Source organism: Amycolatopsis sp. cg13 (assembly GCF_041346965.1).
In the GTDB taxonomy this organism is placed as follows: Bacteria; Actinomycetota; Actinomycetes; order Mycobacteriales; family Pseudonocardiaceae; genus Amycolatopsis.
Map to the genome: position 1 here is coordinate 800,987 of NZ_CP166848.1, position 11,895 is coordinate 812,881.

General features: G+C 68.7%; 12 protein-coding genes. 5 read left to right on the forward strand and 7 right to left on the reverse strand.

Annotation, left to right across the window (positions count from 1 at the left end; translation table 11 throughout):
* The first annotated feature begins 81 nt into the window (after window positions 1-81).
* Window positions 82-1,800 (forward strand): glycosyl hydrolase family 18 protein, encoded by a 1,719-nt coding sequence (locus tag AB5I40_RS03390; protein ID WP_370936944.1) that lies wholly within the window; start codon window positions 82-84, stop codon window positions 1,798-1,800.
* An 81-nt stretch (window positions 1,801-1,881) separates the two neighbouring features.
* Here AB5I40_RS03390 and AB5I40_RS03395 read toward each other — a convergent pair whose 3' ends face one another.
* The 4 genes from AB5I40_RS03395 to AB5I40_RS03410 form a co-directional block, all read right to left on the reverse strand.
* Window positions 1,882-2,886: a hypothetical protein gene (locus tag AB5I40_RS03395; protein ID WP_370936945.1), complete on the reverse strand. Its 1,005-nt coding sequence runs from the start codon at window positions 2,884-2,886 to the stop codon at window positions 1,882-1,884.
* 46 nt (window positions 2,887-2,932) lie between these two features.
* The gene (locus tag AB5I40_RS03400) at window positions 2,933-4,567 is read right to left on the reverse strand and encodes an SDR family NAD(P)-dependent oxidoreductase (RefSeq protein WP_370936946.1); all 1,635 of its coding nucleotides are present in this window, start codon (window positions 4,565-4,567) and stop codon (window positions 2,933-2,935) included.
* Window positions 4,568-4,855: 288 nt separating this feature from the next.
* Window positions 4,856-5,455, reverse strand: a complete 600-nt coding sequence (locus AB5I40_RS03405; RefSeq protein WP_370936947.1) for an AAA family ATPase — start codon at window positions 5,453-5,455, stop codon at window positions 4,856-4,858.
* Between the two features lie 10 nt (window positions 5,456-5,465).
* Window positions 5,466-6,284 (reverse strand): MBL fold metallo-hydrolase, encoded by an 819-nt coding sequence (locus AB5I40_RS03410; protein WP_370936948.1) that lies wholly within the window; start codon window positions 6,282-6,284, stop codon window positions 5,466-5,468.
* Window positions 6,285-6,385: 101 nt separating this feature from the next.
* On the opposite strand from AB5I40_RS03410, the gene AB5I40_RS03415 reads away from it, so the two are divergent.
* Window positions 6,386-6,820 (forward strand): MarR family winged helix-turn-helix transcriptional regulator, encoded by a 435-nt coding sequence (locus tag AB5I40_RS03415; protein ID WP_370936949.1) that lies wholly within the window; start codon window positions 6,386-6,388, stop codon window positions 6,818-6,820.
* Here the strand turns inward: AB5I40_RS03415 and AB5I40_RS03420 are convergent.
* Window positions 6,744-7,382: a TetR/AcrR family transcriptional regulator gene (locus AB5I40_RS03420; RefSeq protein WP_370936950.1), complete on the reverse strand. Its 639-nt coding sequence runs from the start codon at window positions 7,380-7,382 to the stop codon at window positions 6,744-6,746. The genes AB5I40_RS03415 and AB5I40_RS03420 overlap by 77 nt on opposite strands.
* A gap of 92 nt (window positions 7,383-7,474) precedes the next feature.
* Here AB5I40_RS03420 and AB5I40_RS03425 point away from each other — a divergent pair, with 92 nt between their 5' ends.
* Entirely contained in the window at window positions 7,475-8,536 is a 1,062-nt protein-coding gene (locus AB5I40_RS03425) for a Gfo/Idh/MocA family protein (protein ID WP_370936951.1), read from the forward strand.
* A 140-nt stretch (window positions 8,537-8,676) separates the two neighbouring features.
* On the opposite strand, the gene AB5I40_RS03430 is transcribed toward AB5I40_RS03425, so the two are convergent.
* Window positions 8,677-9,666, reverse strand: a complete 990-nt coding sequence (locus AB5I40_RS03430; protein ID WP_370936952.1) for a malate dehydrogenase — start codon at window positions 9,664-9,666, stop codon at window positions 8,677-8,679.
* A gap of 565 nt (window positions 9,667-10,231) precedes the next feature.
* Here AB5I40_RS03430 and AB5I40_RS03435 point away from each other — a divergent pair.
* Complete coding sequence (locus AB5I40_RS03435) at window positions 10,232-10,870, forward strand: DUF4360 domain-containing protein (protein ID WP_370936953.1); 639 nt, start codon at window positions 10,232-10,234, stop codon at window positions 10,868-10,870.
* 37 nt (window positions 10,871-10,907) lie between these two features.
* Here the strand turns inward: AB5I40_RS03435 and AB5I40_RS03440 are convergent, their stop codons facing one another.
* Window positions 10,908-11,345, reverse strand: a complete 438-nt coding sequence (locus tag AB5I40_RS03440; RefSeq protein ID WP_370936954.1) for a MarR family winged helix-turn-helix transcriptional regulator — start codon at window positions 11,343-11,345, stop codon at window positions 10,908-10,910.
* A gap of 102 nt (window positions 11,346-11,447) precedes the next feature.
* On the opposite strand from AB5I40_RS03440, the gene AB5I40_RS03445 reads away from it, so the two are divergent.
* Window positions 11,448-11,834, forward strand: coding sequence for a nuclear transport factor 2 family protein (locus tag AB5I40_RS03445; protein ID WP_370936955.1), 387 nt, complete (start codon window positions 11,448-11,450; stop codon window positions 11,832-11,834).
* Window positions 11,835-11,895 lie beyond the last annotated feature (61 nt).

The window sequence follows — 11,895 nt, forward strand, 5'->3', positions numbered from 1 at the left end:
TTCTGAGAAGGTTCCGGCCGTGCGCCGCCGCCGCACGGCCCCTTTTTCGGCACTGGAGCCCGCATGCGACGAAGAAGTCACTTGTCACGATTGTCCGCTGTCCTGGCCGCCGCCGCGGCTCCGCTCGGCGTGCTGGTCGCCACCGCGGCCCCGGCGCACGCCGCGACGCCGCTGCCGAACCACGTGTTCGCGCCCTACTTCGAATCCTGGAACGGCCAGAGCCCCGCCGCGATGGCGCAGGAAGCCGGCGTCAAGCACCTGACGATGGCCTTCCTGCAGACCGCCTCCTCGGGTTCGTGCACCGTCCTCTGGAACGGCGACGCGAGCCTGCCGGTCGCGGATTCGTCGTTCGGCGCGGACTTCCGCACCATCCGCTCGCGCGGCGGGGACGTGATCCCGTCGTTCGGCGGCTACACCGCGGACCACAACGCCACCGAAATCGCCGACAGCTGCACGAACGTCGACCAGATCGCGGCCGCGTACGAATCGCTGATCACCACCTACGACGTGCCGCGCCTCGACATGGACATCGAGGACAACTCGCTGACCAACTCGGCCGGCATCGACCGCCGGAACAAGGCGATCAAGAAGGTGCAGGACTGGGCCGCGGCCAACGGCCGCCAGCTGCAGATCTCCTACACGCTGCCGACCACCACGAGCGGTCTCACCAGCGCACTGGGCGTCCTGCAGAACGCGGTTTCCAACGGAGCCAAGGTCGACGTGGTCAACCTGATGACCTTCGACTACTACGACAACGCCACGCACAACATGGCCCAGGACACCCAGACCGCCGCCGCCGGACTGGTGTCGCAGCTGGCCTCGCTGTACCCGGACAAGTCGCAGGACCAGCTGTGGGGGATGGTCGGCATCACCGAGATGCCGGGCATCGACGACTTCGGCGCGGCCGAAACGTTCACCACGGCCGACGCGGTCACCGTCTACAACTGGGCCGTGTCCAAGGGCATCAACATGCTGTCCTTCTGGGCGCTGCAGCGGGACAACGGCACCTGCCCGGGCACCGGGGCGCAGGACACCTGTTCCGGGATCCCGCAGGACAAGTGGTACTTCAGCCACACGTTCTCCCCGTTCACCGGCGGAACTCCGGTGCCGGGCAACGACTTCTCGGTCTCGGCCAGCCCCGCCTCGGCTTCGGTCGACCCGGGCGGTTCGGCGACCGGGAAGGTGACCACCGCGGTGACTTCCGGTACGGCGCAGCAGGTTTCGCTCGCGGTGAGCGGCGCACCGGGCGGCGTGACTGCCTCGGTCAGCCCGACGACCGTCAAGGCGGGGGAGAGCGCGAACCTGTCGATCACCACGACGGCGGCGACTCAGCCGGGCGTCTACCCGCTGACCATCACCGGCTCGGTGGCGGGCGGCGGCAGCCACACCGCCACGTACACGTTGACGGTCAACGGAACCAGCCCGACCGGCAGCGTCGTCAACGGCAACTTCGAGACCGGTGCGCTGAGCCCGTGGACCGGAGGCACGATCGTGTCCTCGCCGGTGCACTCCGGCAGCCACGCACTGCAGGTGTCGCCGACGGCGTCGACGACCGGGGAAGCGGCGCAGAAGCTGACGCTCGCGCCGAACCACGCGTACACGCTGACGGCGTGGGTGCAGGGCGGATACGCCTACGCCGGGGTCAGCGGGGGAGCGACAGCCAGCTCGTGGACGGCGAACTCCAGCTGGACCAAGCTGACCGTCCCGTTCACGACCGGATCCTCCGGCGCGGTGACGGTGTACGTCCACGGCTGGTACGGCCAAGCCCCGATCTACGCCGACGACATCTCGGTCAGCTGATTACTGTATAACGACCTATACAGTCGGGCGCTAGGCGAAAAACTTCGCCTAGCGCCCGACTCGCCTTCCCAACAGAAAAACTCAATGACGGCCGAGGGCGGAGATCAGGCCGCGGTACAGCCAGTACATCGGCTTCGGGGCGTAGTCGTCGGTCATGAGGCCGAAGTTGTCGAACGCGCTGGGGGAGCCGGTGACATCGTCGCGCAGGTCGAACATCTCGTAGCTGGCCACGTTTTCCGTGCCGCGGTCCTGGTTGACCGCCAGGATTTCGGTGGTGAGCGCGCGGGCCTGGTCGGCGGGCGTGCGCTCGGCGGTGTGCGTCGCCCAGCCGTTCTCCGACACGCGGATCGGCACGTCGGCGCCGAGGCCGGCGATCGGCATCTCCTGGGTGCGGACGTTGTGCAGGGTCTGGTGGACGAAACCGGCGAGGTCGGACTGCGGCGGGATGCCGGGCAGGCCGGAGTCCGGGTAGAGGTCGACGCCGACGAAGCCGACCGATCGGCTGAACTCTTCGCCGCCGAGCTGGGCGAGGTGCTGCCAGAACTGGGTGAACGGCTTGGTGTAGGCGACCTCGTCGAAGCCGATCTGCAGCCGGTGGAAGCCGTCGCGGTCGGCGGTCTTCTTGCCCGCGATCACGCCTTGCACCAACGCGGTGTCGCCGTTCGGCTTGGGCACCACGTTCTGTTCGAGGGTCACCGAGATCGTGTCGGCGACCGGGCCGTAGCGGTGCACTGTGTTCTCCACGCAGGTTTGCCATTCCGGCATGCTTTCGCCGGAGTAGCTGAGCACGACGTCGAGCCGGCGGCCCGGGGCGAGGTACTGCATTTCGTCGTCGGGGAAGGCGCTTCCGCAGCCGAGGTAGTCGCGGAGCAGGAACGGCTGGCGTCCGGATTGCAGCTGCGCCAACGCTTTCTGGATCTTCGCCGGATTATCCGGTTTGCCGGTGGTGGAACCGCCGCCCGCGTAACCGCCCGGGTAGATGCCGAAGGTCAGCGGCGAGGTCGTGGCGTCGGCGGGGGCCGGGGCGAGCACGGAGAATCCCGCGACGAGGGCGGCGGCCGCGGCGGCGGTCCGGATCTTGTTCATAGGAGTGAGTATTGCGGCGCACCGGGGACTGGCCCGATGACGGATGTCATCTTCCGGCCGGGGTATTCGTCAGCAGTCTCGGGAAGGTTCCTTCGGCCGGACAACGCCGTTCAGGGTGCGGCGGGACGGTGCCGGGGCCGATCACGACCGGTTCCGAGCTGCCGAGTGCGGCGTCGAAGACGGCAGGATCCCAGCGGCCCCACGCGATCGACACGGCGGGCAGGTTTTTCGCGTGCCGGTGCGCGGCGAGGGTGTCGAGGAATCGGTTGGCGGCGGCGTAATTCGCATGTCCGGCCTCGCCGAGGATGCCTGCGACGGAGGAGAAGAGCACGAATGCCGACAGCGGCAGGTGTTGCGTGGCTTCGTGGAGGATCCAGGCGGAGTCGGCTTTGGCGCGCAGGACCGGGTCGAGACGCTCGGCGAGGGAATCGTCAGCGAAGACGGCCGCGCAGTGGATGACGGCGGTCAGCGGCGGGTTGCAGGAGGCGATGAGGCTTTCGGCCTGGCAAGGGTCGGCGACGTCGATGGCGGCGATGCGCACGTCCGCGTCGAGGTTCTGAAGATGTTCGGCGTTGGGTGCGGCGGGGCCGCTTCGGCTTGCTAGCACGAGGTGCCGGACGCCGTGTTCGGCGACGAGGTGCTCGGCCAGGAGTGCCCCGATTCTGCCGGTGCCGCCGGTGATGAGGACGGTGCCGGACGGATCGATGGGCCGGGCCGTCCGGACTGCGGCCGGACGGATCCGGAGGGCGTGCGGAACTCCGTCGCGGAGGGCGAGCTGTGGCTCGGTGTTGCCGCCGACGAGCGCGAGGACCTCGTCGGCGGGCATAGGCGTGTCGAGGTCTACGACGGTGACCTTGCCGGGGTATTCGGCGGCAGCCGCAATGCCCAAGGCCGCGGCACTTGCGGGGCTGGTGGCATTGGCCGTGACGACGAGCCGGCCTTCACGGTGCTGCAGAGCGTCGAGGGTGTGGGCGGTGAGGGAGTGGAGGTCGTCGCTGACGGGGATTTCGAGGATCTGGGCCGCGCCGGGCTTGGCCGGGACGGGGACCCACTCCGGGCGGTAGAGCATGGCCTCGGCGGGCAGGTCGACCTGGCGGGCACCGGTCCCGGCGAAGACCGCGTTCCAGGCGACCGGGATGCCCGCGGTGTGCAGCCGGGCGACCTCGGCGAGGAGATCGCGGACGGAGGCCGGGGTGAGGTCAAGGACGAGGCTGGTGTCGTCCCAGGGCCGCTTGGTCACGCGGGCGACCGCCTCGGGGTAGAGGCCCCAGGATTCCAGCAGACAGCACAGCGCGCCCTGGAAAGCGAAGTGGCGGTCCTGGTAATCGCCGAACATCGCGTCGAACGTTTCCGCGAAGAGCGGAGACCGTCGGGCAAACTCGGTTTCCCTGCCCGCCGGGAGTTCGGTGCTGCGGGAGACGAAGGTCAGCCGAGGGCGCCGCACGACGGGTTCGCCGGTCGTCTCGCCGCTCGCCACGGCTTCGAGGGCGGCTCGGTCCCCGGCTGGGACCAGGACGCGGAGAGCCAGCGGAGTCCGGGTCGCGAGCGTGTAGGAGAGGTCGAGATCGGACGCCGTGCTGTCGAGGATGCCCCCGGCGAGGGCGCGCAGGGCGACGCTGTCGGTCGCGCTGAGCAGCCAGGGCGGCGTGGGGAAATCCGTGCGGGCAGCGGGTTCGGGCATGGGGGTCTCTTCCGGAAAGGCGTTCGCGGGATCGGGCCGGGGAATGCCGTCGACGGGCCGGGGACTCCAGGATCCGCGTCGGCGAAGGAGAGTGGCCTCGCGGTTCCAGCCTGCCGCAACGGAATTGTGCGGGATTCAGTCTTGCGAGCCACGATTTCCGCACCAGCGACCGCGAATCCGGTCCGTGAGCGCACCCGGCCCGCGGCGAGGGTGCGCGCGGTCCGCCCGGCGAGCGGCGGCCGGACCGCGTCGGCTCTGTGTCCTGGCACTCCTCGACATATACCGCGCTCAGGCCGGGCCGGGCGGCGGCTTTCCCGTTTGGTCCCCGTTCCGTGCACTCGGTGCCTCCGCCGCTGCTCGGCGGGCAACAATCGCCGAGACTCTCGCGCACGTTTCGTCCGGGTCGAGATGCTCGGTGTCGAGCACTGTGCACTGTGGACGGAGCGGGAGGTACTCCGCGACGTGGTCGTGGATCCGGTCGAGCACGACCGGTCCGCCCAATTCGGCCATCGCGTCGGTGGCCGCGTGGTCGCCCCGCGCGGCGAACCGGGCCTTCGCCTGCGGCCGGGGCGCGGTGAGCATGATCTCGATGTACTCGCTGCCTGCCGTGCGGGCTGCCTCCTCGAACCGTTCGGCCTGCTCGACCCGGGTCACCAGCTGCGGCATGACCACGTCGTGCCCGGCCCGCAGATGGGTTTCCGCCATGGCGAGCGCGAGCCGTCGCGCGGCGGGCAGGGTGTCCCAGAACGCGGTCCGCCAGCCGCCGATCATCGTCACCACCTGGTCGGCTTCGAGGGCGAGCACTCCCGGGTGAAGATCGGCGTAGCGCCGCGCGACGGTGGATTTCCCGATGCCGGACGGGCCGTTGAGGTGGATCAGCCGGGCCATGCGCCCGACCCTAGCGGTCGAGCGGCTGCCAGCGGCCGTCGCGAACGCGGCCGAACACGACGTCGGCGAAATGGTTGCCGTAGCCGATCGTGCCGGGTTCGGCGAGTTCGGCGACGAGCTTCCGGCGGTGGCTGGCGGCCTCGACCGGATCGTGGTCGTACACGCAGGACCAGTCGGGATTTTCGATCTGCACCGGGGAATGGACCGCGTCGCCGAACGCGATCAGCCGTTGGCCGCCCGCGGTGATGACGTACTCGGCGTGTCCCGGCGTGTGCCCGGCCGCGAAGCGAATCCGGACGCCGGGAAACACTTCCTGCCCGTCCTTGATCGTGCGGACCCGCTCTGTCATCGCGTCGATCTCGCCGGACGCCTCGCGCTGCGTCCATTCCGGTTCCGTGACCAGATATTCGGCCTGAGGGAACGCTTGTTGCACCGCCCAGCCGATGTGGTCGGAGTGCAAATGCGTGAACGCCACCGCCTCGACGTCTTCCGGCTTTCGCCCGAGCGCGGCCAGACTGTCGAGCAGCCCGCCGCCGTACAGCAGGCCGTTCGGCGCGCCCGGCTCAGCGGGCGCCGACTGCGGTCCGAACCCGGCGTCGATCAGCAGCGCCCGGCCGTCGCGTTCCACCAGGAGACCGCCGATGCTGGCGACGAGATAGCCGTCGTCGTCCAGATACTCCGGGCGCGCGGCCCAGGTCTCGGCAGTGCTGTCGGGCAGCCACAGCCGCGGATTCCCTTGCACAGCACCGTCCGGCACGAAGGACACCTTCGTCTCGCCCAGGTGCACGGTCTCGAGCAGCGCGGGCCGGCGCAGTCGTTCGTCGAGCACGGTTTCGTTCCCTTCCCTCGGTCTGTCCCGACCATAAGCATCAAGCTAGAAACATTCAAGCTTTAAATATGCTGACTTGATGAAGTTGCTAGGATGGGCTCATGACGGAACCTCAGGCGATCGCCGAACGGGAGCTGTGCGGTCTGGTGAACGGGCTGGCGCAGCAGATCGCCGACCACGTCCGCGAGCGCGCGGTGGCGTTGGGGCTGACCGCCGCGCAGGCGACCGCGTTGCGGGAGCTGACCGGCCCGATGACCATGCGCGAGCTGGCCGAGCGGATGAGCTGCGAGCCGTCGAACGCGACGTTCGTCGTCGACAAGCTGGAGAAACAGGGGCTGATCGAACGGCGTGCGCACCCGACCGACCGGCGCGCCAAGCATCTCGTCCTGACCGGGGACGGCACGGCGTTGCGGGAGCGGCTGCTCGAACTGCTGACGCGGGATTCGCCGCTGGCCGGGCTCAGTCCGAAGGAGCAGCGGGTGCTGCAGGGTCTTCTGGAGCAAGCGATCGTGCCGGGCGCAGGCCGTCGAGGATGATGCGCAGGTTTCGCCGCCACTGGTCGCCGCTCGGGACGAGGCCGATCGTGCGGCCGGGCGGGATCGCGGTGGCGAGGGCGAAGGGGATGTCCCGCCAGTCGAGGTCGGCTCGGAGCACGCCGGCCTTTTGTGCGCGCTGGACGAGTTGACGCATTGCACGCTGCAGCCGGGTGATGCGTGGTCCCAGGTCAAGCCGCTCGCCGCGGCCGGAGAGTGCGTCGTGCAGGCCGCAGCTGGATGCGCGTAGCTGGACGTAGGTTTCGGCGAACTCGGCGAATCCCTGCCACGGGTCGGGGGAGTCGATCGAGTGGGCGGCGCGGTCGGTCATCTCGTCGATGGTGTCGGTGAGGATCGCGGCGAGGAGTGCGTCCAGCGACGGCACACGCCGGTACAGCGTGCCGAGGCCGACGCCCGCGCGCTGCGCGATATCACGAGTGGTGACCGCGAGCCCCAGTTCGTCGAGCGCTTCGCGGGTCGCCGCGACCAGCCGCTCGACGTTGCGCTGCGCGTCGGCACGCGGTTGGCCTTGGGCGAGCAGTGCTGCGACGGCGGAGTCCGGCATTCCCGCAGTCTAAACCAAGCGGGTCAGACTGTTCCGCTTCTGGTAGCTTGACAGAACCGGAACATCGTGACCCGCTTACTGGAGGCAGGGACTTGACCAAGCCGATCGGCGTCGGAATCCTCGGCGCGAACCCGGACCGGGGCTGGGCCGGGCGGGCACACGTACCCGCGATCGCCGCGTCGCCCGACTTCTCTCTCGCTGCGGTCGCGACTACGCGCGCCAGCAGCGCGGAGGAGGCACGCATCCGCTTCGGTGCTCGACATGCCTTTACTGACGCCCGAAGTCTTGCCAAGCATCCGGACGTTCACCTGGTTGTCGTCACGGTGAAAGTGCCCGCGCATGTGGAGCTGGTGACGGCGGCGCTGGAGGCAGGCAAGCATGTGTACTGCGAATGGCCGCTCACGACGACCGCAGAGGAAGCCGCCGCACTGGCTGTCGCGGGGGAGCGGGCCGGCGTGCACACGGCTGTCGGGCTGCAGGCGCGGTTCTCGCCGACCGTTCGCCGAGCCCGGGCGATGATCGCCGAGATCGGCACGGTGCAGTCCGCGACCGTGTACAGCTCGCGCACCAAGGGAAACACCCGCGACGTCCCTGGTTGGACTGCTTACACCTACGACCGTCGCGCTGGGGCTGGGCTGGTGGAAGTCCTCGGCGGGCACACGCTCGATCTGGTGCAGTACCTGCTCGGGCCGATCCGCGAGCTGACGGCCCGGACTGCGATCCGGAACCGTTCGCATCGCATCGCCGAGACGGGGGAGCCGATCGACGTCACGGCCCCGGATCACTTCCTGGCCCACGCCGAGCTAGACAGTGGGGCAGTGGTGTCAGTCCATCTGCACGACGGGGAAGTGGCGTTGCCGCGGACGCGGATCGAAATCGTGGGCACCGAAGGGAAACTCGCGCTGACTTCCGCGCCGGAGGCCGATCCGTGGGCGGCCCAGCTGCAGATCGGTCGGCTGGAGCTGCGCTCGTCGCGCCCAGAGAGTCCGGAATGGACGGTGGTTCCGGTGAACGAAGCCAGCGCATTGCCGATCCAGGCGGCGAATGTCGGCCGGGTCTACGAACAGCTCGCGGCGGACCTTCGGGACGGCACGCACACGGTTCCCGACTTCGACGTCGCCCGCCGCCTGACCGAACTACTCTCAACTGTATAACGACCTATACGGCAGGCGATGGGAAGAGACATCGTCATCGCGAGGCATCCCGGCCGACTCACTGCTTCAAACACAGCCAAGACGTCGAGAACGAACGATGGCCGCCCCGAACCCGGGGCGGCCATCGCGGAAAACGAACGTCAGATCAGGCCCAGCTTGCGGACCGCGTCGCGCTCCTCGGCCAGTTCGGCCACGGAGGCGTCGATGCGCGGGCGAGAGAACTCGTCGATCTCCAGGCCCTGCACGATCTCGTACTTGCCGTCCTTCGCGGTGACCGGGAAGGAGGAGATGAGGCCCTCCGGGACGCCGTAGGAGCCGTCGGAGACGACGCCGGCCGAGGTCCAGTCGCCCTCGGCGGTGCCGTTGACCCAGGTGTAGACGTGGTCGATGGCGGCCGACGCGGCGGACGCGGCCGAGGACAGGCCGCGGGCCTCGATGATCGCGGCGCCGCGCTTGGCGACGGTCGGGATGAAGGTGTCGGCGAGCCACGCCTGGTCGTTGATGGTCTCGGCGACGTTCTTGCCGTTGACCTCGGCGTGCTGCACCGACGGGTACTGGGTGGCGGAGTGGTTGCCCCAGATCGCGACCTTCTTGAGGTCGGTCACGGCCACGTTCAGCTTCTTGGCCAGCTGGGCCAGCGCGCGGTTGTGGTCGAGGCGGGTCATCGCGGTGAAGCGCTCGGCGGGCACGTCGGGGGCGTGCGACTGGGCGATCAGCGCGTTGGTGTTGGCCGGGTTGCCGACCACCAGCACGCGGATGTCGTCGGCCGCGCCGGCGTTGATCGCCTCGCCCTGGGGCTTGAAGATGCCGCCGTTGGCCTCGAGCAGGTCGCCGCGCTCCATGCCCTTGCTGCGCGGGCGGGCCCCGACCAGGAGGCCGATGTTCGTGCCGGAGAAGGCCTGCTTCGGGTCGTCGAAGATGTCGATGCCGGCCAGCAGCGGGAACGCGCCGTCGTCCAGTTCCATCGCGGTGCCCTCAGCCGCCTTGACCGCCTGGGGGATCTCCAGGAGCCGAAGCTTCACCGGGGTGTCGGCGCCGAGCAGCTGACCGGACGCGATGCGGAACAGCAGCGCGTAGCCGATCTGGCCGGCCGCACCGGTGACGGTGACGTTGACAGGGGCTTGGGTCATTGCGCTTCTCCAGCTTGAGACGACTTTGGCTAGTACCGAGGATGCTAGCCCTACCGGCGGGCGTCGTCCGGGTGCGTCCAGTCACGGTAGCCAGGATCACGTTCGGGGCCGGCGCGATCCGCCTTAAGTCGCGCGCCGAAGGGCGTAACTCGAGATCACGATCTCGTTGCGGGCCGGTGCGGGGGAGGCGGGTCCGGCGCCGTCGGATGGGGCGGCCGCGGCCGCGACGGGCGGCGGCGCCGGGAGATTCCGCCGGATCGGGTGAGAAGCCCGGGCCGGCGCGTCGGCCGCCGCGGCGCGCGAACTGTCCTGATTGCCCCGGTTTTCGGGCCGATTTCCGCCGGAGTTGTCCGGACCAGCCGGGCCGGGTGGTTCTGGGTCGTGTATTTTTGAATCATTTTTGTTGATTCGTCAATTGTCCATAATAGCTTTTGTCAACGGTTTGTTAACACGTTGCTGTGCGCAGCTAAGGAGTTACGTTGCTCCATTCAGTGGGACTCGGAGAGTAGTTCTCGCGCTACCCTGTCGAAACCCCCCACCCCTCGGAAGTAATGGGAAGGAACCCATGCTTGCCACAATGGCCGCTGCGCTTTTGGCCCTCTCCTCGACTATTACCCCGCATTCCTGGCCGCAGAATCCTCCGCCGGACAAAATTATCATCGACGTCGCGACCGTGAACGGGACCGGCTGCCCGCCGGACACGGCCGCGGTATCGGTTTCGGCGGACAACACGGCTTTCACCGTCACCTACAGCCAATACACCGCCCAGGTCGGCGTCGGCGCGCAGCCGACGGACTTCCGCAAGAACTGCCAGATCGGCCTGCGCGTGCACGTGCCGCAGGGCTTCACGTACGGAATCGCCTCGGCGGACTACCGCGGATTCGGGCACCTCGAAAAGGGTGCGTACGGCGTGGAACGCGCGAACTACTATTTCCAGGGAAACTCGCCGACGGCGTACGAGACGCATCGGCTCGACGGGTTCTACGACAATGACTGGCAGTTCTCGGATTCCACGGACATCGACGCGATTATCTATGAGCCGTGCGGCCAGGAGCGCAATCTGAACATCAACACGGAATTGCGGACGTATGCCGGTTCTTCGGATCCGGCGAAGACGACGAGCTTCCTGACGATGGACTCGACGGACGGCAGCGTCCAGACGGTTTACCACTTCGCCTGGAAGCAGTGCCCGACCACCCCGTAACCGCGGAACTCGGACCCGTGAGCGCTTCCTCGGACGCTCACGGGTCCGTCTGCGTCACGTTTTCGGTGAGCCTGCCCAGCAATGCGGCCAGTGTCGCGATCTCGTCGTCGGTGAATCCGCGGCGCATCCGTTTGTCGTGCGCGATCGCGGCGTCGGCGAGGCGGTGGAAGGTTCGTTCGCCGTATTCGGTGAGCTCGACCTGGTGCACGCGCCGGTTTTCCGGGTCGCGGGCGCGGGTGAGCAGGCCCGCGGTCTCCATGCCGTTGAGGTGATGGGTGAGCGTGGCGCCCTGGATGCCGACGGCGTCGGCGAGTTCGCGCTGGCTCGCGTGGCGGCGGGTTTTGAGCGCGATGAGGATCTGCCACACCGGCTGCGATCCGCCGACCTCGGCGAGCGCGCGGTCGAACGCCTGGCCCGCGGTCTTGGCGGTGCGGGCGAGGAGGACGCCGAGCGGCGGCGTGTCGGGTCGGGGCACGGGGAGACGGTACCGCAGGTTCGTCGAACTCTAACCGTTTGACGACGAACGATTAGATGTCTAACGTTTGTGGTGTCTCATCGACCGGCGCTGGAGGGCATCATGGACACTGCGGAGATCGCTGAACTGGGCAAACGCTGGGCGGCCGCCGAGGTAGCGGGCGACACCGACACGCTGGGCGGCATGGTCGCCGACGAATTCCGCCTCGTCGGGCCGCTCGGCTTCGTGCTCGACCGGGAGCAGTGGCTGGACCGCTACCGCTCCGGCGCGCTGGCGACGCTGCGGCTGGATTGGCGCGACGTCGAGGTGCGCGTGCACGGCGACACCGCGATCGCGATCGGCGTGCACGACCAGGAAGCGACCCATCAGGGGAACCGCGTCGACGGCACGTTCCGGGCGACGCACGTGCTCGTCCGCGGCGGGGACGGGTGGCGGATCGCGGGGATGCACCTCAGCCCGATGGGTGCTCCGCCTGCGTTTGCCCGCTGAACCGGGGATCGCGACTGAACTGGGGATGGCGACGCGGGATTGGGCGTGCCAGCAGGGTCAC

Excerpts from the sequence above, each read along its gene's own strand:
- AB5I40_RS03395 (WP_370936945.1), bottom strand. The coding sequence starts at position 2,886 with ATGAACAAGATCCGGACCGCCGCCGCGGCCGCCGCCCTCGTCGCGGGA.
- AB5I40_RS03400 (WP_370936946.1), bottom strand. The coding sequence starts at position 4,567 with ATGCCCGAACCCGCTGCCCGCACGGATTTCCCCACGCCGCCCTGGCTG.
- AB5I40_RS03405 (WP_370936947.1), bottom strand. The coding sequence starts at position 5,455 with ATGGCCCGGCTGATCCACCTCAACGGCCCGTCCGGCATCGGGAAATCC.
- AB5I40_RS03415 (WP_370936949.1), top strand. The coding sequence starts at position 6,386 with ATGACGGAACCTCAGGCGATCGCCGAACGGGAGCTGTGCGGTCTGGTG.
- AB5I40_RS03420 (WP_370936950.1), bottom strand. The coding sequence starts at position 7,382 with ATGCCGGACTCCGCCGTCGCAGCACTGCTCGCCCAAGGCCAACCGCGT.
- AB5I40_RS03430 (WP_370936952.1), bottom strand. The coding sequence starts at position 9,666 with ATGACCCAAGCCCCTGTCAACGTCACCGTCACCGGTGCGGCCGGCCAG.
- AB5I40_RS03435 (WP_370936953.1), top strand. The coding sequence starts at position 10,232 with ATGCTTGCCACAATGGCCGCTGCGCTTTTGGCCCTCTCCTCGACTATT.
- AB5I40_RS03445 (WP_370936955.1), top strand. The coding sequence starts at position 11,448 with ATGGACACTGCGGAGATCGCTGAACTGGGCAAACGCTGGGCGGCCGCC.